The following is a 21,324-nucleotide window of genomic DNA, read 5'->3' as shown; positions in this document are numbered from 1 at the left end:
GCAAGCTTTTTTTGTGTAGAGGAAGGATTTTCCACCGACTCAGTCGAATGGAAAGCAAAAAGGGGGAGTCAAGATGAAACGACAGAAGTGGGTGAAATGGCTGCTCGTTGCAGTCGGTGTGTTGTTGGTGTTATCGGCGGGTGCGCTCGTTTTTGCAAACGCTTACATAGCGAAATCAAAACCGGTGATTGAAGGGGAAGTTGCAGTGCCGGTGTTGGATGAAGAAGTGACAGTGACACGGGATGAGGTGGGGGTGCCGCATATTCAGGCGGAAAATGATGCCGACCTGTATCGTGCGCAAGGTTATGTCCAAGCGCAGGACCGCTTGTTTCAAATGGATTTATCGAGGCGACAGGCAAGCGGTCGTTTAGCGGAAGTTATTGGAGAAGCAGCAGTGGATACCGATAAGTATTTCCGTACATTCAGCTTGCGGGAAGCTGGAGAGGCGTCTTGGCAAGGCTATGGCGATGAAGCCAAACGAGTGTTGGAATGGTATGCACAAGGCGTCAATGCGTATATCGAGGAAGCGAAAGAAGGCGGGCGCTTGAGTTATGAGTTTGCATTGCTTGGTTACGAGCCGGAGTCGTGGACACCTGTAGATTCATTGGCGATCGGCAAATTCATGGCGTACGACCTTGGCGGCAATTGGAATTCGTTGGCAGTGCGCCACTGGGCATTGAATGAATTCCCGGAAGCAAAAGCGCGTGAACTGTTCATCCGCTATCCGGAAGAGGCACCGACCATTTTGGAAGCCAATAAACAGCAACCGGTTAACATTGCAGGTGCCTTCGACCCGGCGCTGATCCCGCCTGAATTCAACGGCAGCAACAATTGGGTCGTCTCAGGCGACAAAACCGAGAGCGGGTTGCCGCTGCTTGCAGACGATCCGCATCTCGGGCTCAGCACACCGTCGATTTGGTATCAAATGCATCTGCAATCGCCGGAGCAAAATGTCAGCGGCGTCATTTTCGCCGGCATCCCGGGAATTATTCTCGGCCATAACGAAACCATTGCGTGGGGCGTGACAAATGTCGGACCGGACGTGCAGGATCTCTACATCGAAACGCCAAATCCGGATAATCCGACAGAATTCCGGTATGACGGCAAATGGGAGCAGGCGGAAGTGCGCAAAGAGCCGATCGGAGTGAAAGATGGGGAAACAATCGATTTTGAAGTGCTCGTCACACGCCACGGTCCTGTCGTATCTCCTGTTTTATACGACGAGGAAGCACCCGGCGCTGTATTTTCCATGCAATGGACCGCGCTGGAGCCAACACTTGAACTGCAGGCGGTGTTAAACTTCAATAAAGCGCAAAACTGGGAGCAGTTTGAAAACGCATTGGAAGACTTCCAGGCGCCTGCCCAAAATTTCGTATTCGCTTCTACTGATGGAACCATAGCGTATAAAGCAAATGGCCGCATCCCGATTCGCAAACAAGGCGATGGGCAATTGCCGGTGCCGGGCGATTCAAGTGATTACGGTTGGGATGGCTATGTGCCGTTCGATGAATTGCCGCGTTCGGTCAACCCTGAATCCGGATTTATTGCGACAGCCAATAACCAAGTGGTCGACGACAGCTATCCTCATCACATTACGGACTTTTGGGCTCAGCCATACCGCTACGAGCGCATCGCGCAAGTACTAAAAAGCAGCGATAAGTTGACGGCGCAAGACATGATGGAGCTGCAGATGGACCAGCATAATCTGTACGCCGCTGAATTTCTCGAACCGATGCTGGCGGAAGTGGAGAATGTGACAGATGCGCATGCAGAGTTGTTCGGGATGCTGAGAGAGTGGGATCAGGTGGATGGTGCCGACCAAGCAGCGCCATTCGTTTTCCATAAGTGGATGAGGCAGTTGCCGCACACTTTATTCGAAGAACAATTCCCGGAAGATGTCTATGGCATGCTGTCCGGAAAAAACCATATTACCGATGAATTATTGCGCCGTGCTTTCCGAGGTGACGAAGGGGCATGGGTCAGTGAATACGGCGGCACCGGCAAATGGCTGGCGGACTCGCTTGATTTGGCTCTTGCCGATATTCAAGAAGAACAAGGGAGCGACCCAGATGATTGGGCATGGGGAGAGTATCACCAATTGACATTCCCACATCCGGTTGCCGGTGCATCGCCTATTCTCGAACGCTTTTTGAATCCGGGCAAAGTGCCGGTCGGCGGCTCGAACATCACGGTCCAAGCGGCAGCTTTCAATGATGACGGTGATGTTGACCACGGCGCATCTTGGCGTTTTGTAGCAGATCTTTCCGACCTGTCGAAAGCGTATCATATTGTCGGTCCGGGACTCAGCGGCCACATCAAATCCGACTTTTTCCATAACCAAGTCGATAAATGGGCGCAAGGCGATTTCCATGAAACGCAAATTACCGGTGATATTGATGGGGCGACATTAACGTTGAGCGCTGAGTAAGGTATACTGGGGAAAAACATTCGGGGGATCTTATGAAAAATATACTCGCTGTAGGATTTGGCGGGATGGTCGGCTCATTGCTCCGCGCGGCGGTGTTTCAAGTCGCCGGTGCCGGGCTCGGCTTATGGGTTGTAAATATTTTGGGCAGTTTGCTTATCGGCATTGCTGCGGCCCTCCTGTTGAAGCACTCTGCACCAACTCGATTATTTGTCTCGACTGGTTTGATCGGATCTTTTACGAGTTTTTCTGCATTTTCAGCACAGTGGTTCACTCTGCTGGAATCGTCTTTGCCCGCAGGCATTTTGTATGCAGTCGGTATGACAGCGGCTTCCATTTCCGCAGCTGGGCTTGGGCTGTGGATCGGCCGTAAGGAGACTGTATGATGATTGGCATCGCGATGTTTGGTTTTTTGGGCGCTGTTGCGCGTTATTTATGCTATGTGTTTGCTGAAAGCCGCGCAAGGCAGCCGAAGCTTGCCACTTGGTTTGTCAATAGCAGCGGCTCATTTGCGATTGGGCTATGCCTAGGAGCGGGGACTACAGAGCCTTCGGGAATTCTCGGCTTCCTGGGCGCTTTCACGACTTTTTCAACGATGGCGCTCGATTGCGTCAAAGACGCCGAAGATGGCAAATGGAGGCAGGCGCTTGTCTATATTGCCGCTACGCTGCTCGCCGGCTTGCTGTTGTTTACGATCGGATATTACACGGCGTCATCATTTTAAAAAAAGCCATTCCGCTAGTTTGCGGAATGGCTTTTTTGGTTTAGGCATTACAGAAATTTTCCTTTTTCCACAATGCGCCCCATGCGTCCGACTGTTGTCGCCGCACGGAAAAGTGACTGGTAGATGGCCTCTTCGGTTGCTTCGATGACGCCTTGAAACAGCTGCGCCATCAATTCGTGGTCATCACGCAAAACGCGCGTTTCAGTAAACGGCGATTGTTGTCGATGCGCAACGGTATAGGCGGTGGAAAAGGCGATGATGATATCGCCAGAGCCATTATGTATGTGGGTTCCGGTGCGGCCGATCCCGATGGCGGCGCGCTTCGACAGCCGTTTTAGCTGCCGGCTGTCGAGCGGGGCATCGGTCGCCACGATAATGATGACCGAACCGTCCGGCCGTTTTTCCGGCGACTGTTCCGCTTGCCAGTTGGCGATGGCGATTTCTTCTTTGCGTCCGAAATTCGTCAATGCGAGCACACCAGCCGTGAATTGTTGGTCTTCATATTCTGCAATGCGGGAAGAAGAACCGATGCCTCCTTTCACGCCGTAGCAAATCATTCCTTTGCCGGCACCGACAGCCCCTTGCGCAAAGTCAGCCGAAGCTGACTGTATCGCCTGTGCGGCGTGGCCAGGTTCCACCGCCATCCGGCGCATTGAATTCAAATAGCTGTCATTGCATTCACCGACCACCAGATTCAAGGAACTAGTGGAGTCGCCAATCGCTGGATTTTCAGCGAGCATATAGTCCAGCGTTCCTTGCAGCACCGCCGCTACGCTGAATGTATTCGTCAGCATGATCGGGGATTCAAGCACTCCGAGTTCATCGACTTGGACGAGCCCGGCGGTTTTGCCGAAGCCATTCAACACGAACGATGCGGCAGGCACCTTTTGTTCGAACCAGTTGCCGGCATGCGGCAAGATTGCGGTGACACCGGTGCAAACCGATTCCTCTTCATTGATCTTTTCGTTGAGTGTGACATGGCCGACTGTGACGCCCGGCACATCGGTGATGGAATTGCGTTTTCCTTTATGCATCATGATCCCCATTTCCGTTTTCCTGCATGTTAGGCTACAAATCCTGATTTTATTTATAACTGTGGAATCGAATAGCTCGGCAGAATGCAGTTTTTCTTTACTTGATAATCAAGACTGGAGCTTTGACACGTTTTGCAACCTTATGGCTAACACTGCCGAGCACGAATTCCTGAACAGGATTCAAGCCGCGGCTGCCGATAACGACCAAATCGTATGGATGTGCGTTCGCGTGAGAGACGATGGCTGGTCCCGGTGCCCCGTGTACAATGACGCTTTTCACACGGACGCCTGCATGGTGGAAAATAGTTTCGAACGGCGTCATATACTCGAGGGCCGCTTCGGCTATTTGCTCGCTTGTGAGCCCCCGATTGCTTTCCTTTTCGGATTTTCCGTAATCGACGGCGCAGACAATGGTCACTTGTGCTTCAGACGTTCCTTTAACCAGTTGAATCGCATGTTGTGCGGCACGTTTTGAATGATCAGAGCCATCCATGGCGACCAATACATTGTGGTACATAATTCGTCTCTCCTGTTCTATGGTGTCGGTGTTTTTCTTAGTATAGCATTTACTGAATTGTGAGCGAATGGCTGCACTTTTCATTCAAATGAACATTTGACTGTTGAGCGAGATAGTCTTATACTGAAGTCAATCAAATGAATGTTTGAATGAAGGGTGTGATCATAGTGAAAGATGTTTGTGAAATTACCAAAGTCCATCCCGAATCTGTCGAACGGGTGCAGCAAAATATGGTCGAGCTCGCTGGCGTGGCAGCCTTATTCAAAGCGCTAGCTGATGAAACGCGTTTGAAAATTGCCTACGCACTGACAATCGAATCCGAAATGTGCGTCTGCGATATCGCAGCGGTCATCGGTTCTTCTACGGCGACGGCTTCCCATCATTTGCGCTATTTGCGAGAGCGGTCATTAGCCAAATCCGAGCGCAAAGGCAAGCAAATCTATTATTCACTATCGGACGACCATGTCCGGCAATTGGTGACGATCGCCAATGAACACGCGAAAGAAGGTGATTCTCTTGAGCAAAACTTATCGTCTTGAAAATCTCTCGTGTACGAGCTGCGCGGCAAAGTTTGAGCAGAACATCCGCAATTTGCCGGAAGCAAAACACGTGGAATTGAATTTTGGTGCGTCTAAATTGCGCATCGACGGCAATGTGTCGATCGAAGAGCTCGAACAAGCCGGCGCGTTCGACCACATCCGTGTATATCCGGAAAAAGAGCGCGTGCCGCATGTGCCGTTTTACAAACGGCGACAGACGGTTGAAACAGCGATTTCGTTCGTCTTTCTCATAGCCGGGATCATCATCTCTTTCCAGCTTGGAGAGACGCATCCGTTGTCGATCGGATTGTTCGGCACATCGATGCTGATCGGCGGCTACCATATGTTTGCAACCGGCTTGAAAAACCTTAGCCGTCTTGAGTTCGATATGAAAACCTTGATGACCATTGCCATCATCGGCGCGGTCATTATCGGCGAATGGCGGGAAGGTGCGGTCGTCGTGTTCTTATTCGCCATCAGCGAAGCGCTGGAATCGTTCTCGATGAACAAAGCGCGGCAATCGATCCGTTCACTGATGGATCTTGCCCCGTCGCGCGCGCTCATCCAACGAGACGGCGAACTGATCGAACTGGAAACCGACGACATCCGCATCGGCGACGTGTTAATCGTCAAGCCTGGACAGAAAATCGCGATGGACGGCAATGTGCTGCGCGGGGAATCTTCCGTCAACCAGGCGGCCATTACCGGTGAATCGCTTCCGACGGCGAAACAGCCTGGCGATGAAGTATTTGCCGGCACGATGAACGAAGAAGGCGCACTCGAAGTGACTGTCACCAAACGTGTGGAGGATACGACCATTGCGAAAATCATTCATCTTGTCGAAGAAGCGCAAGCAGAAAAAGCGCCGTCCCAGCAATTCGTTGACCGCTTTGCGAAATATTACACACCGGCGATTATCGCCACCGCCTTTTTGGTCGCACTCATTCCGGGGTTTGTCACCGGCAACTGGGAGCTATGGGTGTATCAAGGGCTTGCAGTGCTCGTCGTTGGCTGTCCATGCGCACTTGTCGTGTCGACGCCAGTCGCGATCGTGACGGCGATCGGCAATGCGGCAAGGCAAGGAGTGCTCATTAAAGGCGGCATCCATTTGGAAGAAACAGGCCGCATCCAGGCAGTCGCGTTCGATAAAACCGGGACCTTGACGAAAGGTTATCCGGAACTGACAGATGTTCTTCCCGAAGAAGGTTATACGCGAAGCGAAGTCGTCAAACTCGCTGCATCAGTCGAAGCCATGTCCCAGCATCCGCTCGCACGTGCCATTGTGAAGCAAGCAGATGAGCTTTATCCGTCCGAACGTTTCCAGTCTTTGACGGGTAAAGGAGTCCATGCAGATATCGGCGGCACACGCGTGAGGGTCGGTAGTTTGAAATGGGCTGAAGAACACGGATTCCATATACCGGAAGCTGCACTGCGCTTGCAGGAAAACGGGAAATCCGCCATGGCGGTCTTTTCGGGCAAGCATTTATTCGGTGTGCTCGGCGTCGCCGATGCGATACGGGAGGAAAGCCCCGCCATCATCGAAGCATTAAAAGACATCGGTATCCATCAGACCATCATGCTGACAGGGGACCATCCGGCGACAGCGAAAGCGATTGCCGCAGAAATCGGTGTCACGGACATCCGCGCCGGCTTGATGCCAGCAGACAAACTGTCCGCTGTGAAAGAGTTGCAAGCAAAGTATGGGCGCGTTGCGATGGTTGGCGACGGCATCAATGATGCACCGGCGCTAGCAGCGTCCGACATCGGCATTGCGATGGGCGGAGCGGGCACAGATGCAGCTCTGGAAACAGCTGATATCGCCTTGATGGCCGACGATTTGGAAAAACTTCCTTATACTATTCGACTAAGCCGAAAAACTTTGCGTATAATAAAGGAAAATATTATCTTTGCACTGGCACTGAAAATCCTCGCCTTGCTATTGATCATTCCGGGCTGGCTCACTTTATGGATCGCAATCTTTGCGGATATGGGAGCGACGCTATTGGTCATCTTGAATGCATTGCGTTTGGTGAAAGTCCAGAAGTAAGGGGCGTTTGGAGGTTGTGATTTGAAGTTAACCGAGTGGACCATGGAAGAACAAGAGAAATTAATCGAGTTTATGACGACCAATTCATGGCCTTATCATGGACATGAACATCCGGTGCGGGCGTTGATCGAAAAGACGATTGTAGAAGGCGGCTATAAATCAGATCAAGTCAAGACTTTTTGGATTGAAAATGACGAAGGTGAACAAGTAGGGCTCGTGAAGATTTTTGATTTGCAGGATGACATTCCGTTATTCGATTTGCGCATCGCCGATTCCTACCGGGGCCAAGGCTACGGGCCAAAAGCGCTGCGCATCATCGCAGATTTTGTTTTTTCGTTGAAAGAAAAGAAAATCAGGCTTGAAGGCCACACACGCCACGATAATTTTGCGATGCGTAAAGCTTTTGAACGAACTGGCTTCGTCAAAGAAGCACATTTGCGCCAAGCATGGTTTTCCCCGAAACAAAACCGTTATTACGATGCAGTAACTTACGGCATGACGCGGGAAGACTGGGAAGCGGGCGTAACGACGCCGGTCGTATGGGACGATGATGTCAAGGCGCCTGCTGAACCGCCGTTCAACCCGCTGTTGCTGGAGTTTCCGGATTCATTCGAATCGGAGCGCTTATTAATCCGCTCCCCGAAAAAGGAGGATGCTTTGCTTAGCTTTGAAGCAGTGCGCCATTCGCTGGAAGCGCTGCGCCCATGGATGCCTTTTGCACAACGAGAGCCGAACCTTGCTGAGATGACGGCGAATTTGATTGAGGCAGAAGCGGATTTCAAGCTGCGCAAAGATTTGCGTCTTCATTTCTTCGATAAGAAAAGCGGACAATTTATCGGCTCAAGCGGCCTTCACCGCATCGATTGGGAAGTGCGTAAATTTGAAATCGGCTATTGGGTGGATAGCCGCTTCGAAGGCAAAGGTTATGTGACTGAAGCGGTCGAGCGCATCACGCGCTTTGCGTTTGAAGAGCTGGAGGCTAATCGCGTCGAAATCCGCTGCGATCCGGACAATGTCAGGAGCCGAGCGGTAGCCGAACGGCTCGGTTTCGACTTAGAGGGAATTTTGCGCAAAGACAGCGTGTCGAGGCATGACGGAAAAGTGCGCGACACATGCGTCTATGCAAAAATCAGGGCATAAAAAAAACCCCCGTGGGAACAGAAATTTCTGCTCCCCGGGGGTTTTGTTGAGGTGTTTAGTAGCTAAACACCCTTCCTGCCAGTCACCAAGTTCACGATCAATACGATTGCAGCGATAACCAAAAGAATGTGAATAAGTCCGCCTGCTACGTCCATTAAGAATCCGATTACCCAAATCGCAAGAATTACTACTAAAATAATCCAAAGAATACGCGCCATTTATTTCCACCTGCCTTTCATTTTTATATAACTTTTTTCGTGTTATAGCTATACAATACCCGTGCGGAAATAACTTAAACATCTCAAACGCAAATAGAAGGGATTCTTCTGTTTTAAACGTGAAATCGCTCCTTGGTGCAAACCTTTATGATGATGGGGCCTTTGCACTCAGTTGTTTGGGCGCCGCCGATATAGTAAACTGAACATAGTGACGTGAGGGAGGAACGGAATTTGCCTACTCCAAGTATGGAAGATCATATTGAAATTATTTATTCATTAATCGAGCAAAAAGGCTATGCGCGCGTCTCGGATATTGCGGAGGCGCTTTCTGTGCTGCCATCGTCCGTGACGAAGATGGTGCAAAAACTGGATAAGGATGGCTATTTGATCTATGAACGCTATCGTGGCTTGATCTTGACGCCAAAAGGGCAGAAGCTCGGAAAGCGGCTCTTGCAGCGCCACGATCTGCTGGAACAGTTTTTGCGGCTGATCGGTGTTGAGGAAAGCAAAATATATGAAGACGTTGAAGGCATTGAGCACCATTTGAGCTGGAATTCGATTGATCGCATAGCGGATCTTGTCCAGTTATTGGAAGAAGATCCGGAAGTCGCAAAAAAACTACAGCTCTTAAGCAAAGAACAAAAAAACAACGAGACGACATAAAGGAGGTTTGCAATATGGCTTTGCATCCAGGATTAAAAGCAACATTGCGCATTAAGGACCGGTCAACATCACAGTGGATTTTGACAGACGGCTCCGGTGACGAAGTAATGATGAACGCATCGGAAATCGCAGAAGGGCAAGAAATCGGCGAAGAAATTGAAGTCTTTCTATACCGCAATCGACAAGGCGGCATTTCTGCGACACCGATGATCCCGCATATTTTGCCGAGTGAATACGGCTGGGCAAAAGTATTGAAGATCTCACCGCGTGAGGGAGCTGTTGTCGATATCGGCACGACGCGTGAAGTGTTCGTGTTGCCGGCCGACTTGCCGCAAGTGCAGGAGCTATGGCCGAAGCAAGGCGACCATATTTTCATGACTTTGCGGACAGATCGCTACGGTGATTTATACGGGCGTTTAGCAACGGAAGAAACAGTATTGGAGTTGTGCACGCCAGCTCCGGCAGAAGTATATAACAAAGATTTGAAAGCACGGGCATACCGCTTGTTACCTGTCGGCACATTTATGCTCACAGTGCCGGAGGGCTACCGCGTATTTGTTCATGAAACAGAACGCGAAGCAGAGCCACGCTTGGGAGAAGAAAAGTCTGTGCGCATCATCGACGTGAAAGACGATGGCACGCTGAACGGTTCTTTGTTGCCGCGCAAGCAAGAACGCCTAGCAGACGATTCAGAAGAAATCCTCCGCTATTTGGAAAACGCAGGCGGTCAAATGCCATTTACGGACAAGTCGACGCCGGATGAAATCATGGAAATGTTCGGCATGAGCAAAGCAGCATTCAAGCGTGCTCTTGGCCGGCTTTACAAAGCACGGCGTATTGTTCAAGAAGACGGCTGGACGAAATTGATCGGCTAAGGAACCTTTCTGCTCCCAATAGCGTACTAATTTGGAGAAAGGGGCTAAACAACATGAAAAAAGCAATGACACTTGCCGCATTGGCGATGGCTTTCATACTGGCTTTTGCCGGTACGGTATCCGCTAATGTCGGGATAAATGAAAAATTCGGTGTACCGATCGTCGTATATGGCGGCAATTTATCGGCAGAGGAAAAAGCGCAAGTCGCTGAAAGCCTCGACGTGGCTAGTGAAGCCGAAGTGGAAGAAATCGAAGTGACGGGGCAAGATTTGGTCAAATACATTACCGATGGCGACTCCCGGGCGCGCATGTTTTCTTCAGCTAAGATCACCCGCACGGAAGCCGGTGAAGGGCTGGTCATCGAAATTGCCACGCCTGACAACATTACACAAGTGACGACTGATATGTATGCCAATGCCATGCTGACGGCTGGTATCGAAAATGCGACAGTGGAAGTAGCTGCACCGCGTGCTGTGACCGGCCACTCGGCATTGGTTGGTATCTATAAAGCATACGAAGTGAACGGGGAGGAACTCGACCCGGAACGGACAGATGTGGCGAATGATGAGTTGTCTGTCGCAACGGAATTATCCGAAAACGGCGTTGATGACCAGAAAGTCAGTGAGTTACTGACGGAAATCAAAAAGCAGATTGCTGAGCAAAATCCGGCATCACGCGAAGATGTTGAGCAGATTGTCGAAGAGCAATTAGATCGTCTGCAAATTGAATTGAGCCCGGAAGATCGCCAATTGCTGGTCGATTTAATGGACCGCATCCGCCAGCTTGATATCGATTTTTCGAAATGGTCGACTGAACTGGAAGACTTGAGCAAGACGATCGAAGACAGAATCGGCACAATCGTCAACGACGAAGGCTTCTGGGAAAGCGTCAAACAGTTTTTCCGCGATATCGCCAATACCGTCCGTGGCTGGTTCAATTAACACAAATCAAATCACATTAAACAAAAGACTGCCCCGATAGCCATGAATACGGCATCAGGAGCAGTCTTTTGTTTTGGCCGCTCGGGCGTGGGCGGTGGCTAAAAACAGCTGTCTTGCAGAAATAGCAGGAGAAATGCTAAACTAAGAACAACAATCTCGAATTCGAGATAAAAAGAAAGGGTGTTCTTCATGCAAGTAGCAGGCATTCATCACGTTTCTGCGATTACCGCCAATGCAGACAAAAACCATGATTTCTTTACACGCATTCTGGGCATGCGCCTCGTCAAGAAAAGCGTCAATCAAGACAATCCATCGTCTTACCATTTATTTTACGCCGATGCAGTCGGCACTCCTGGAACGGATATGACCTATTTCGATATTCCGATGGCTGGGCGCACATACCCTGGTGTGACGTCCATCAGCAATACCGGCTTCCGCATCCCATCAATTGAGGCGCTGGACTATTGGCTCGAGCGCTTCCGTGAATTCAATGTGCCTCATGGTGAAATAACCGAACGCTTTGGCCGTGAAACAGTGGAATTTCAGGATTTTGAAGGATCCCGCCTTATGCTGGTCGTCGATGACGGAACAGGCATCGGCTACGGTGTGCCATGGACGAAAGCAAGCGTGCCGGAAGAGTTTGCTATTCGCGGTCTTGGGCCGGTCCGCCTGACGGTACGAAAAGCACCACGTACAGCGCAAGTGTTGACGGAGATTCTGGGCTTTAGCCAAATCGGAACATACGCGCCGGAAGTGGAAGGCCAGCCGGAAATTTCGGTGTTCTCAACAGGAGAAGGCGGGCCAGGCGGCGAAATACACTTAGAGGAACGCGCAGACCTGCCGCCGGAACGACCAGGACGAGGCAGTGTGCACCATGTAGCTTTTCGGGTGAAGACTTTCGAAGAATATGATAAGTGGAACGAATATTTACGTTCCAATGGCTTCCAGACTTCAGGCGAAGTCGATCGCTATTATTTCAAAGCGATTTATTTCCGTGAGCCGAACGGCATCTTATTCGAGTTGTCGACAGACGGGCCTGGATTTGCGACGGACGAAGCGAGTGATGCGCTCGGCGAGAAAGTGGCTTTGCCGCCATTTCTTGAGCCAAGACGTTCCGAGATTGAAGCGTCGCTTCGGCCATTGGAAATCAATCAGTGAAACAAAGGAGGAATTAGCCCAATGGAATTGAAATTTACAGAACTCGGCCATGACGAATTCGCTTTTCGCGAGGCAAATGGAGATCAAGTGAAAGCGGAAATTACGTGGACACAAATGGCTGATTTGATGGTCATGGAGTATACATTTGTCGAAGAATCCCTTCGCCATCAAGGACTTGCGAAAAAGCTGGTGGATCATGCGGCCGCTTATGCGCGCGAACATCAATACAAAATGCAGCCGGTCTGCTCTTATGTAGCTGATGCATTTGACCGCTACGACGAATACAATGACGTCAAAGCCTGAAAATAGATGCTTTATACTGAAGTGAGCTTTAGCTGCTTCATCAAGCCCCAAGTTAAACTAACAAAAAAAGCAATCCGTTTCCGCCTTTGGGAATGGATTGCTTTTCTATTCATTGATGAATGCGTGGCTCATAGGTTTGCTCCTTCTTACAGGCTAGTCATGAAAAACACGACGGCCGTTAAGATCGATGCACCGCCTACTCCGTACATGAAATCCGCTTGGTTAAAAATTAGTTTATTTTCCATTTTTTAGAACCCCTTTTAAATTATGTATTTGACTTGCTGATACTATTAAAATACCCAGGCATCAAAAGATTAAACAATTTTTAATAAGTTTTAATAATTTTTTTACGGGAATTAGTATAAAGCGAAACTAAATCGATGGAAAAGCGTAAGATGAAAGATGCACTCATTATGAAAATCAGGAGTGTTTCGATGCACTTTCATATCTTCCGGATATGACATGGGGCATTGCAACCGGAATAGGAGGATTTATATGAACCAAACACCAGATTATCGAGGCGCCATCAGCCGGACAGGGGAAAAGGTGCTGGGCATTATCGGTACGATCTTTAATGTGATCGGCATTATCCTGGCGATTGTCCTCATCACCAGCTTGAGCGGGTTCGAAGGAAGCGAAATGCATAACCAGATGCAGGAGGAGATGCGCAATGATCCGAATTTGACGAATCCACAAGATGCTGAAATGGCTGTCGATGCATTGAATGCGTTTGTGGCAGGGTTTGATGTGGTCGGTTGGGTATTAATCGTTTTGCTGGCTATCAGCACCGTTTTCGCCATTTTGGCTATGGCTAAACTGAAGTCAGTCGACTCCGCCAGCACAGCCGGTATTTTCTTTATTCTGGCCGGTGTCTTTGCGGGGATTCTATCGTTGACCTCAATTCTCTTCTACATCGCAGCGATCATGTGCTTCGTGCGCAAACCGCCGATGGGTCAAGACGACTTGATGGGACGAAACGAACCAATGACCAGACGAGATGAAACAGTAACGCGTGAAGAAGATACACCATACCGTCCGCTATAATCCCAAAAACCCCCGCAAGCCAATTTGGCTTGCGGGGGTTTTGGTTTGTATAAAATAGCCTTAGTCCGGCTGTTAACACGCTAAGCAACTCACCCGGCAGCGTTCGCTAAATGGTATACGTATTTAGCGGTTTGAAGAGGATGGCCTTCGAACAGCTCTTCAAATTCTTCTAGCAGCTCAAAACCATTGGCCTCATAAAAATTGCGGCCTTTACGGTTTTCGCTTTCGACGTAAACGAATAGTTGAAGACCGCCTTTCAAGCGTGACAATCCATCAACCAGCAGTTTTTTGCCGTAGCCTGAGCGCTGGTGCTCCGGTTTCATATACATGGCAATCAATTCGGCATCGCCGTCTTCGTCCACTTTCGTGAAATTGGCGAAGCCGATCGCTTGGCCATCTTGCTCGGCTAGCAGCAGAAGCGTCCGCTCCATGCGCATTTCGAGCATAGGCGTCGAATAAGATTGCTCCAAAAACTTTTGTTGTATGGGAGATGGAATGATCCCTTCGTACGTATCATTCCAGCTGATGTGAGCGATTTCCCGTACAGATTCGATATCTGCCGGTGTACCTGTGCGAATCATGCGATCACCTCTGGAATTATTTTTGCTATCATATCAAACCCTAGCCTGAATAGCCATTGATGTGGAATAATGAAATTACAGGAGGCGATAGAGTATGGCATGGAATAGTTATCGATTTGATGAATTCACAGCACAAGAATTATACAATATATTAAAGCTGCGTGTCGAAGTATTTGTTGTGGAACAAAATTGTGCGTACCCAGAACTTGATGGCCTGGATGCACAATCTACCCACATCGTCTATCAAGAACAAGGCGAGGTGTTGGCCTATGCACGTCTAGTGCCGGCTGGTGAGAAATACGAGCTGCCGTCGATTGGGCGTGTCATCGTGCGAAAAGAAGCGCGGGGCCGCGGGTTGGCAAAAGAATTGCTGGAGCGCAGCATCCGCCACATACATGAACAATGGCAAGAACCTGAAATTCAATTGCAAGGCCAGGAATATTTAAAGGGATTTTATGCCTCTTTTGGCTTCGAAGCGATTTCAGAAGTTTACGACGAAGACGGCATTCCGCATATCGATATGAAGCGCTCCGTCAAACGCACTGCGGATGAATCATGATTAGCTTTTATAAAATTAGGGTAAACTAAACCATAACGATAAATGTAAAAGGAGTGCTGCATAATGGCGAAGAAAAAAGGTGGCGGCAGAGGCCTGCTTTTGGCAGGACTGGCAGCCGGTGCATACGCATATTTCAAAAAACCGGAAAATCGCGAGAAAGCAACTGTTGCATTTAATGACGTGAAAGCGAAGGTGAATGAGTATATGGAATCACAAAACTTAGAACCGAACAAAAACAAAGAAGACCAAAAAGCTCAAGGATTGGACAAGACGGATCTGCAGGAAGAGAAAATGACTGCAGAAGGCGGTACGCAAGCGACGGTTCAATACTATAATGAAAAAGAGCAAGAAGAAAAGAATAATGAAAACGATGATGTCAAATTGTCTTCAAATGATGACAGCGAAGAAAAGGCTGAAAACACAAAATCCATTTCTTCAGAACCGCGCTTGAATACAGATAATCTTTGATATAAAAAAGGCCGTCCCGCATGCCGGGACGGCCTTTTTTATATCAGCCATAAGGTATAACGATCAGTCACCGCTTGCGGATCAATCCATTGGCCAAAGCGATAAAGCCCAGCAGCAAGCCGGTAAATAGGAACCCTTCATCCGCATTAAATGCAAGTGCACCTGTCACGCCTGACCCAGCGACGACACCGAGTGAGAAAAAGGCGTAGAAATAGCCGTAAGCGCGGCCGCGGGAAATGAGCGTTGTCGAGTCGATCAACAAAGAATTGATGGAAGGAAACAACAAGGCAAAGCCGAAGCCATATGTACACAGCGTCGCATATAGCAAAGCTTCTGTCGAAACATTCGCCAGCGCCAGCATAGAGGCGCCCATGATGGAGAAGCCGATAATCAAGGTCACAAGCGGTTGGATAGCATCAAATAGCCGGTTAATCGGCAGCAAAAATACGAGGATCGCCGATAAGCCAAAAGCGCTCAGCAACAAACCGCTCAACTGTGTGGGATAGCCCAGCGCTTCAACTTTCAGCGGTAGCATATAGGCGAGTACGCCTTGTGAAAACATTAGGAAGAACGCACCGGAAAATGACCTCACTAGCCCCATGTTCCAGTTGAACGCATCGCGCTGTTCGGCTAGTTTTTCCGCTTTTTGAAATTGGTGGCTACGCAGAAAAAAGAATGCGGAAATGGCGATAATGCCGATCAAGCTGCCGGTTAGCAACATGGTTTCCGGAACACTTCCGCGGCTCGTGTAAATGGCTCCGTAGGCTGGCCCGATGATGGCAGCAAGGCCGACGAAAGCCCCAGAGATTGCTGCGCTTTTTCCGCGGCGGCTATGGTCGGTGCGGTTTGCCAAATAGGTAAACGCTGCCGGAACTGTCAGACCGGCAGCGAAACCGTGGACAAAACGGATGGCTAGCAGGCTATACGGCCCTTCTGCAAGCCCATACATGAATAACGCCGCACTGGTGGCGGTGAGTCCAGTAAGCAAAATGGCAAACGGCCCTTTGCGATCTGAAAAGATACCGGATAAGATATTGCCAAATGTATTCGACAAAGAATACATGCCGACAGTGAGTCCTGCTAGAAACGGACCAGCACCGAGTGAGACGGCGAACGGGCTGATGATCGGCAATTGGGCGAACAAGTCAAAAAAAGCGAAGAATATAATGACATAAATAAATAAGCGCAACGGGTTCCCCACTTCCTGTGAATGAATATATTTAATTGGCCATTCAGTTTGGCATAATGGCATTTGCCGAGAGTGTGCGTGTTTCGTGATACTTTTTTCGGCTTCGTAAAAAAAACAGCCTGTTGGATTACAAATGCTATGATTTAGGGTATTGAAGCATATAAACTCATTATAGCACCGGAGGGAAAAAGATGAAAAAAGCGATGTTCATATGGAACCCTTCCTCAGGGAAGGAACAGGCTGCTGATTATAAGGATTTGGCAGAAGAAACTTTAGTGGAGATGGGATATGAGCCCGATGTGCGTGAAACGACAGGCCCGGGCGATGCCACCGATTTTGCCGATGAAGCGTGCGAGAAGCAGTATGATCTAGTCGTTGCGATGGGCGGGGACGGCACGATTAACGAAGCCTTATCTGGCCTTGCGGAAAAATCGCACGAGCCTTTGTTTGGATTGGTGCCACTCGGGACGGTCAATGATTTCGCGCGTGCGCTTGGCATTTCGCTTAAGCCGGACGAGGCGATAGAAGGCTTGAAGACAGGACGCGAAAAGCGCGTCGATATCGGCAAAGTCGGCGATCATTACTTCATGAACATTCTAGCGATCGGCGACATCGCCGAATCGACTTACGAAGTAGAACCTGAGCAAAAAACTAAATTGGGGGCTTTTGCTTATTTCGTCGAAGGCGTCAAAGCGGCAGCTTCCGATGAAGTCACCGAATTTGTTATCGAGCATGACCATGGCACTTGGCAAGGAGAAGCAAAACTTGTTCTCGTGGCATTGACCAACTCGGTCGGCGGCTTTGAAAAGCTTGCGCCTGAAGCTTTGACTGATGATGGCTTGCTGCATTTATATATTGTCGAGAACTCCGCACTTCCTGCATACGTAAGGATGGCGGCAGCACTAGTCCGTGGGAAGTTGGAGAAAGATCCGGCAGTGGAAGCTATTCAAACGACGCATGTTTCAATCCGGACAAGCGAACCTTTGTCGTGCAATATTGATGGAGATGAAGGAAGCAAGACACCGTTCGATATTGATATCCTGCCGCGCCATATTCGTGCCATTGTCCCGGGTGAGCCCGAATAAAAGCAATAGCTTGCAAGAGGCCGTCCGGGTGTGGCGGCTTTTTTGTTATTTTTTGTAAAAATATTGGAAAATGAAACTTTTCCGTCGCTGAATCGTTATGTTAGGTGTATAATTGGTTTTATATGTTACTGATGTCATATGTTTGGAAAAATAATTAGAGCAATTTGCATAAAAACTTGTAAAATTATCTGTAAAACGCTATTATTATTATTTATTCAGGAGTTATTATAAAGAATAGATTCAATAAATTTTTTGCATAGAAAGCCGGGGAGAAGATGAATATACTTGAAACACCATCCATTCAGGAAACAATTTCCAGAATCTTCATGAACGAAACCGAAAAAGTCACTCAACTCGATGGGCTTGAACGGTTTTTTGAAGTGGAAACGCAATTGATGCACGAAATCCATAACTTGGAGAAAGATCGCGCAAAAGAAACTTTGCGCGAATTGATCGACATGCTGGCTCTTCATGCAGGAAAAGACATAATCCGTACTGTACGCAATTATTACATCATCCTGTCTTCCGTCATGGCACGGAAATTGTATGAAATGCGTGTGCCGCCGAAAAAAGCGTTTGCCTTCAATGCAGCATGTGTTGAACTGGTCGACAAGCATATGAATGATTCCGAATTCATGTATGTAGCGGACGAGTTGATTGAGTTTTTCACATCCATCATTTCAGAACGCAAACAGCCGTCATTCGGCCACCAAACCGTCAACAAAGTCGTTATCTTCATCAACGACGAAGTCGAACGGGATCTGTCAGTGGAAGAAATCGCCAAACACTTCAATATTTCCACGAGCCATCTTTCGCGTATTTTCCGTGAACATGCCGGCATCACGTTAGTGGAATACTTGAATGTCCGCCGCGTCGAAGAGTCCCAGTATTATTTGCGCCATTCAAACAAAGGGATTTCGGAAATCTCCAAACAATTCCACTTCTGCAACCAAAGTTATTTCACGCGCATATTCAAGAAATATACCTCGGTGACGCCGAAGCAATTCCGTGATAGCCAGCACATTCCATATTTCCGCTACACATTGCCGAATGCAAAATAAAGGAGAAGCAATTCTCCTTTTTCTTATGCCTAATTCTTGTCACAAAAATGAAAAAAGCTGCAAGTCCTGGGACCGTGCATTGAATTTTTTCGGCCATATCGTTATACTTCTTAGTAGTCCAAAAAGGTGAAGGTGACAAACGTGAAAAAGAAAATTACATTATTGCTCATGCTTGCTGCGACAATCGCATTCTTGAGCGGCTGTGCAGCTGTTGAAAACAAAGAAGGGTTTTTCTACACCATCTTTGTAGCGCCATTTGATTTCTCGCTCGATTATTTGGGCAACCTCTTCGGCGGGAGCTACGGGATGGCGATTGTCGTCATTACCATCATTATCCGCCTCGTCTTGATGCCGTTTATGCTGCGTACATATAAACGCCAGCAAGGAATGAAAGTGAAGATGGATAAGATGCGCCCTGAGATGGAAGACATCCAGAAGCGCTTGAAAGAAACGAAAGACAAAGAAGAGCAAATGAAACTCCAACAAGAAATGATGGGGCTATATAAAAAGCACGACGTCAATCCGCTCAACATGGGCTGTTTGCCAGTTGTTATCCAAATGCCGATCATCATGGGCTTGTACTTTGCGATTCTCTATTCGCCAGACGTCCGGTCACATGAATTCCTTTGGTTCAGCCTCGGTTCGCCTGATGTGGCAATGACATTGATTGCCGGTGCGGTTTACTTCTTCCAGGCGAAAGTATCGATGTGGACAATGCCGGAACAGCAGCAAAAGCAGATGAAATTTTTCATCTACTTGTCGCCGATCATGATCATGTTTATCTCGTTCACATCCATGGCCGCTTTGCCGGTTTACTGGGCAGTCGGCGGTATCCTATTGATCATCCAAACGTTCATCGGCCGGAAATTCTACTCGGAACATCCCGAACTTGCCCTTGAAGCAGTAGAAGGCAAAGATCCAGTGGAAGAAAAAGAAACTGTCGACGAGAAAGAATCAACCGACGAAAAAAAATAACCTCGAGGGCCGGCACAACTGCCGGCCTCTTTTTTAGGAGAGATGTTGATGAGTGTGAAAATTATCCAAGGCGTGTTGATTTTATTTTTAAGCATTATCGCCATCGCCTTTTTGTTTATGGGCAGAATGGAAATCGCGGTATTGTTCATGACGCTATTATTCGTTTTGACCAATACGTTCCGCTATAAGCAAATGAAAGAGCGCGGCATGGACCGCGAGGCGAAATGGATGAAAGCAATGGCGATCATCTTTGCTATTTTATTCTTTGTCGTTCTCGGCACTATTTTCATCTAAAGAAAAAAACAGCACGGGCTAATTAGCCTGTGCTGTTTCTATATGATGGTGTTTATCTTTTTTGCGTTCTTCGAGCAGAAAGTCCAACTGACTCATGAGGGTCAGGATGTCGCGCTCTGATATTTGTTTCAAAATCCCCAGCTCCCTTTCACAGTTATACTAAGTGATTCGTCGCAGTTGGCCAGGGAATGGGGGTCGAAACATTATTTTTAAATATTATTAATAACCGAAGCGTTTGCGTGTCAATAAAACGAGCACCACAGCGGGAAAAGATGATGCAGCCATGCCGAGAAATGCATAGCCAGGATTGATTTCGTATAAATAACCGCCGACAAACGTCAACAGCGCAACGCTCAAACTCATGCCGAGCGCTGCATACATGCCTTGGGCGGCTGGAATATGCACAGGGTCGAGCTTTTTGAAAATATAACGGATAAAGGCGAAATGCGCCACGCCGAACGACAACGCATGAAGTGTCTGGGCCAATATAAATACCCAAACAGATGGAAACAGGAAAATCAAAATCCAACGCACAGTCGATCCGATTCCTGCCAGTAAAAACATCGAAGACACTGACCATTTGTCGAAAAGTGTATCGGCTTTTACGAAAAAGACAATCTCGAAAATAACGGCGACATTCAAAATAAGCCCGATATAAAAACTATTGACGCCGATATCTTGAAGGTAAATAAAGCCATAATTATAATAGGCGGCATGTGCTCCTTGGAGCAAGATGGAAACGAGGAGAATCGTCAGAAACCCTTTGGATTTCAACAGCTCCATCGTTGTACTTGGCCCATCGGATTGTCTCGGAGCGGGCTTCGACTGAAGCGGGACCGGCGAGGCAAGCGATTGGGTGACGGCCATGAACAATAGCCCTAGAAGCATAACCCACAAAATCGCGTTTTCCTGCCACACCGCAGTCGCCGCACCGACGATCAATAACGCTACTGTATAGCCGAGAGAGCCATAGGAACGGCTTTTGCCGTAGTGGATGCGGTCCGTCTGCATCAACACCGTTGCCCCGCTTTCCATGGCCGGCAGCAAGTTCGGATAAACAAAACTAAAAGCGAATGTAATGATGAATAGCAAGGTATAGGAGTTTGCCGGAATGTAAAACGCCATCATGACAAACGATAAAATCGCCAAGATCTGCATCAAGCGCCCGAGTGAAAACAGGCGGGTCAAGAGCGGGAAGAAAAATAAGGTCGACAGTGAACGAGCGATCATGCCTGCCCCCATAATGATGCTAGCAGCCGAGACGCTGAGCCCTTTTTCATTTGTCAGCCAACCGGTCCAGTAAGGCAAAAAGACGCCCCATGTAAAGAAAAACGCAAAAAAGTTCAGTGACAGCCATTTTTGATTGTTCATAAATCGGTCTCCACTCTTTTCAGAAAGTCTCATTAAAGTATACCGAAATATTTTCGTGCCAGGGGAATTTCCACAAAGAAAATGATAGAATGGAAAAGGAAATCATAGGAAAG

At 48.5% G+C, this 21,324-nt stretch carries 24 protein-coding genes; 18 read left to right on the top strand and 6 right to left on the bottom strand.

Annotated elements, in window-relative coordinates; genetic code table 11:
- The first annotated feature begins 73 nt into the window (after positions 1-73).
- From ACFO5U_RS00815 to ACFO5U_RS00805, 3 genes are read left to right on the top strand one after another with little or no spacing between them, the layout of a single operon-like run.
- Positions 74-2,428 carry a penicillin acylase family protein gene (locus ACFO5U_RS00815; RefSeq protein WP_377275813.1) on the top strand — a complete coding sequence of 785 codons (2,355 nt, stop codon included), beginning with the start codon at positions 74-76 and terminating at the stop codon, positions 2,426-2,428.
- 32 nt (positions 2,429-2,460) lie between these two features.
- A complete protein-coding gene (locus ACFO5U_RS00810; RefSeq protein WP_377275812.1) occupies positions 2,461-2,811 on the top strand; it encodes a fluoride efflux transporter FluC in 351 nt (116 codons plus the stop codon).
- Entirely contained in the window at positions 2,808-3,149 is a 342-nt protein-coding gene (locus ACFO5U_RS00805) for a fluoride efflux transporter FluC (protein WP_377275810.1), read from the top strand. The genes ACFO5U_RS00810 and ACFO5U_RS00805 overlap by 4 nt, the downstream gene beginning before the upstream one ends.
- A gap of 47 nt (positions 3,150-3,196) precedes the next feature.
- On the opposite strand, the gene ACFO5U_RS00800 is transcribed toward ACFO5U_RS00805, so the two are convergent.
- Both ACFO5U_RS00800 and ACFO5U_RS00795 read right to left on the bottom strand, forming a co-directional pair.
- A complete protein-coding gene (locus ACFO5U_RS00800) occupies positions 3,197-4,183 on the bottom strand; it encodes a P1 family peptidase (protein WP_377276419.1) in 987 nt (328 codons plus the stop codon).
- Between the two features lie 97 nt (positions 4,184-4,280).
- Positions 4,281-4,700 carry a universal stress protein gene (locus ACFO5U_RS00795; protein ID WP_377275808.1) on the bottom strand — a complete coding sequence of 140 codons (420 nt, stop codon included), beginning with the start codon at positions 4,698-4,700 and terminating at the stop codon, positions 4,281-4,283.
- Positions 4,701-4,867: 167 nt separating this feature from the next.
- Here ACFO5U_RS00795 and ACFO5U_RS00790 point away from each other — a divergent pair, with 167 nt between their 5' ends.
- From ACFO5U_RS00790 to ACFO5U_RS00780, 3 genes are read left to right on the top strand one after another with little or no spacing between them, the layout of a single operon-like run.
- Positions 4,868-5,239: an ArsR/SmtB family transcription factor gene (locus ACFO5U_RS00790; protein ID WP_377275807.1), complete on the top strand. Its 372-nt coding sequence runs from the start codon at positions 4,868-4,870 to the stop codon at positions 5,237-5,239.
- The gene (locus ACFO5U_RS00785; protein ID WP_377275806.1) at positions 5,190-7,286 is read left to right on the top strand and encodes a heavy metal translocating P-type ATPase; all 2,097 of its coding nucleotides are present in this window, start codon (positions 5,190-5,192) and stop codon (positions 7,284-7,286) included. The genes ACFO5U_RS00790 and ACFO5U_RS00785 overlap by 50 nt, the downstream gene beginning before the upstream one ends.
- Before the next feature lie 21 nt (positions 7,287-7,307).
- Positions 7,308-8,426: a GNAT family N-acetyltransferase gene (locus ACFO5U_RS00780; RefSeq protein ID WP_377275804.1), complete on the top strand. Its 1,119-nt coding sequence runs from the start codon at positions 7,308-7,310 to the stop codon at positions 8,424-8,426.
- A gap of 62 nt (positions 8,427-8,488) precedes the next feature.
- Here ACFO5U_RS00780 and ACFO5U_RS00775 read toward each other — a convergent pair whose 3' ends face one another.
- Entirely contained in the window at positions 8,489-8,644 is a 156-nt protein-coding gene (locus tag ACFO5U_RS00775) for a lmo0937 family membrane protein (RefSeq protein ID WP_377275802.1), read from the bottom strand.
- 231 nt (positions 8,645-8,875) lie between these two features.
- Between ACFO5U_RS00775 and mntR the strand changes: the two genes are divergently transcribed.
- The 6 genes from mntR (at position 8,876) to ACFO5U_RS00745 (ending at position 13,628) form a co-directional block, all read left to right on the top strand.
- Positions 8,876-9,307, top strand: coding sequence for a transcriptional regulator MntR (mntR, locus tag ACFO5U_RS00770; protein WP_377275801.1), 432 nt, complete (start codon positions 8,876-8,878; stop codon positions 9,305-9,307).
- 14 nt (positions 9,308-9,321) lie between these two features.
- Positions 9,322-10,182, top strand: coding sequence for a CvfB family protein (locus ACFO5U_RS00765; protein ID WP_377275800.1), 861 nt, complete (start codon positions 9,322-9,324; stop codon positions 10,180-10,182).
- 53 nt (positions 10,183-10,235) lie between these two features.
- Positions 10,236-11,123 carry a DUF1002 domain-containing protein gene (locus ACFO5U_RS00760; protein ID WP_377275798.1) on the top strand — a complete coding sequence of 296 codons (888 nt, stop codon included), beginning with the start codon at positions 10,236-10,238 and terminating at the stop codon, positions 11,121-11,123.
- Positions 11,124-11,312: 189 nt separating this feature from the next.
- Positions 11,313-12,281 (top strand): ring-cleaving dioxygenase, encoded by a 969-nt coding sequence (locus ACFO5U_RS00755; protein WP_377275796.1) that lies wholly within the window; start codon positions 11,313-11,315, stop codon positions 12,279-12,281.
- 21 nt (positions 12,282-12,302) lie between these two features.
- Positions 12,303-12,584, top strand: a complete 282-nt coding sequence (locus tag ACFO5U_RS00750; RefSeq protein WP_377275794.1) for a GNAT family N-acetyltransferase — start codon at positions 12,303-12,305, stop codon at positions 12,582-12,584.
- A gap of 495 nt (positions 12,585-13,079) precedes the next feature.
- Positions 13,080-13,628, top strand: coding sequence for a DUF4064 domain-containing protein (locus ACFO5U_RS00745; protein WP_377275792.1), 549 nt, complete (start codon positions 13,080-13,082; stop codon positions 13,626-13,628).
- 89 nt (positions 13,629-13,717) lie between these two features.
- Here the strand turns inward: ACFO5U_RS00745 and ACFO5U_RS00740 are convergent, their stop codons facing one another.
- Entirely contained in the window at positions 13,718-14,209 is a 492-nt protein-coding gene (locus tag ACFO5U_RS00740) for a GNAT family N-acetyltransferase (RefSeq protein WP_377275790.1), read from the bottom strand.
- A 94-nt stretch (positions 14,210-14,303) separates the two neighbouring features.
- Here ACFO5U_RS00740 and ACFO5U_RS00735 point away from each other — a divergent pair, with 94 nt between their 5' ends.
- Entirely contained in the window at positions 14,304-14,768 is a 465-nt protein-coding gene (locus ACFO5U_RS00735; protein ID WP_377275789.1) for a GNAT family N-acetyltransferase, read from the top strand.
- A 63-nt stretch (positions 14,769-14,831) separates the two neighbouring features.
- Complete coding sequence (locus ACFO5U_RS00730; RefSeq protein ID WP_377275787.1) at positions 14,832-15,236, top strand: hypothetical protein; 405 nt, start codon at positions 14,832-14,834, stop codon at positions 15,234-15,236.
- A gap of 67 nt (positions 15,237-15,303) precedes the next feature.
- On the opposite strand, the gene ACFO5U_RS00725 is transcribed toward ACFO5U_RS00730, so the two are convergent.
- Entirely contained in the window at positions 15,304-16,425 is a 1,122-nt protein-coding gene (locus tag ACFO5U_RS00725; protein ID WP_377275785.1) for an MFS transporter, read from the bottom strand.
- Positions 16,426-16,616: 191 nt separating this feature from the next.
- Between ACFO5U_RS00725 and ACFO5U_RS00720 the strand changes: the two genes are divergently transcribed.
- The 4 genes from ACFO5U_RS00720 to ACFO5U_RS00705 all read left to right on the top strand — a co-directional run bounded on the left by ACFO5U_RS00720 (position 16,617) and on the right by ACFO5U_RS00705 (position 19,840).
- Positions 16,617-17,510 (top strand): diacylglycerol/lipid kinase family protein, encoded by an 894-nt coding sequence (locus ACFO5U_RS00720; protein ID WP_377275784.1) that lies wholly within the window; start codon positions 16,617-16,619, stop codon positions 17,508-17,510.
- 275 nt (positions 17,511-17,785) lie between these two features.
- Complete coding sequence (locus ACFO5U_RS00715) at positions 17,786-18,571, top strand: AraC family transcriptional regulator (protein WP_377275782.1); 786 nt, start codon at positions 17,786-17,788, stop codon at positions 18,569-18,571.
- A 141-nt stretch (positions 18,572-18,712) separates the two neighbouring features.
- Positions 18,713-19,546: a membrane protein insertase YidC gene (gene yidC / locus ACFO5U_RS00710; RefSeq protein ID WP_377275780.1), complete on the top strand. Its 834-nt coding sequence runs from the start codon at positions 18,713-18,715 to the stop codon at positions 19,544-19,546.
- A 48-nt stretch (positions 19,547-19,594) separates the two neighbouring features.
- Complete coding sequence (locus ACFO5U_RS00705) at positions 19,595-19,840, top strand: hypothetical protein (RefSeq protein WP_377275778.1); 246 nt, start codon at positions 19,595-19,597, stop codon at positions 19,838-19,840.
- A gap of 219 nt (positions 19,841-20,059) precedes the next feature.
- On the opposite strand, the gene ACFO5U_RS00700 is transcribed toward ACFO5U_RS00705, so the two are convergent.
- Positions 20,060-21,211, bottom strand: a complete 1,152-nt coding sequence (locus ACFO5U_RS00700; RefSeq protein ID WP_377275777.1) for a 3-phenylpropionate MFS transporter — start codon at positions 21,209-21,211, stop codon at positions 20,060-20,062.
- Between the last annotated feature and the right edge of the window lie 113 nt (positions 21,212-21,324).

The organism is Planococcus dechangensis, assembly GCF_042654465.1.
GTDB classification, from domain to species: domain Bacteria; phylum Bacillota; class Bacilli; order Bacillales_A; family Planococcaceae; genus Planococcus; species Planococcus dechangensis.
This window is presented reverse-complemented; position numbering and strand designations above follow the sequence as displayed.

Coding starts and splice junctions, on each gene's coding strand:
- ACFO5U_RS00735 (WP_377275789.1), top strand. CDS start 14,304: ATGGCATGGAATAGTTATCGATTTGATGAATTCACAGCACAAGAATTA.
- ACFO5U_RS00755 (WP_377275796.1), top strand. CDS start 11,313: ATGCAAGTAGCAGGCATTCATCACGTTTCTGCGATTACCGCCAATGCA.
- ACFO5U_RS00715 (WP_377275782.1), top strand. CDS start 17,786: ATGAATATACTTGAAACACCATCCATTCAGGAAACAATTTCCAGAATC.
- ACFO5U_RS00730 (WP_377275787.1), top strand. CDS start 14,832: ATGGCGAAGAAAAAAGGTGGCGGCAGAGGCCTGCTTTTGGCAGGACTG.
- ACFO5U_RS00815 (WP_377275813.1), top strand. CDS start 74: ATGAAACGACAGAAGTGGGTGAAATGGCTGCTCGTTGCAGTCGGTGTG.
- ACFO5U_RS00810 (WP_377275812.1), top strand. CDS start 2,461: ATGAAAAATATACTCGCTGTAGGATTTGGCGGGATGGTCGGCTCATTG.
- ACFO5U_RS00750 (WP_377275794.1), top strand. CDS start 12,303: ATGGAATTGAAATTTACAGAACTCGGCCATGACGAATTCGCTTTTCGC.
- ACFO5U_RS00800 (WP_377276419.1), bottom strand. CDS start 4,183: ATGCATAAAGGAAAACGCAATTCCATCACCGATGTGCCGGGCGTCACA.
- ACFO5U_RS00705 (WP_377275778.1), top strand. CDS start 19,595: ATGAGTGTGAAAATTATCCAAGGCGTGTTGATTTTATTTTTAAGCATT.
- ACFO5U_RS00740 (WP_377275790.1), bottom strand. CDS start 14,209: ATGATTCGCACAGGTACACCGGCAGATATCGAATCTGTACGGGAAATC.
- ACFO5U_RS00760 (WP_377275798.1), top strand. CDS start 10,236: ATGAAAAAAGCAATGACACTTGCCGCATTGGCGATGGCTTTCATACTG.
- ACFO5U_RS00795 (WP_377275808.1), bottom strand. CDS start 4,700: ATGTACCACAATGTATTGGTCGCCATGGATGGCTCTGATCATTCAAAA.
- ACFO5U_RS00785 (WP_377275806.1), top strand. CDS start 5,190: ATGAACACGCGAAAGAAGGTGATTCTCTTGAGCAAAACTTATCGTCTT.
- ACFO5U_RS00765 (WP_377275800.1), top strand. CDS start 9,322: ATGGCTTTGCATCCAGGATTAAAAGCAACATTGCGCATTAAGGACCGG.
- ACFO5U_RS00805 (WP_377275810.1), top strand. CDS start 2,808: ATGATGATTGGCATCGCGATGTTTGGTTTTTTGGGCGCTGTTGCGCGT.
- ACFO5U_RS00775 (WP_377275802.1), bottom strand. CDS start 8,644: ATGGCGCGTATTCTTTGGATTATTTTAGTAGTAATTCTTGCGATTTGG.
- ACFO5U_RS00700 (WP_377275777.1), bottom strand. CDS start 21,211: ATGAACAATCAAAAATGGCTGTCACTGAACTTTTTTGCGTTTTTCTTT.
- ACFO5U_RS00720 (WP_377275784.1), top strand. CDS start 16,617: ATGAAAAAAGCGATGTTCATATGGAACCCTTCCTCAGGGAAGGAACAG.
- ACFO5U_RS00745 (WP_377275792.1), top strand. CDS start 13,080: ATGAACCAAACACCAGATTATCGAGGCGCCATCAGCCGGACAGGGGAA.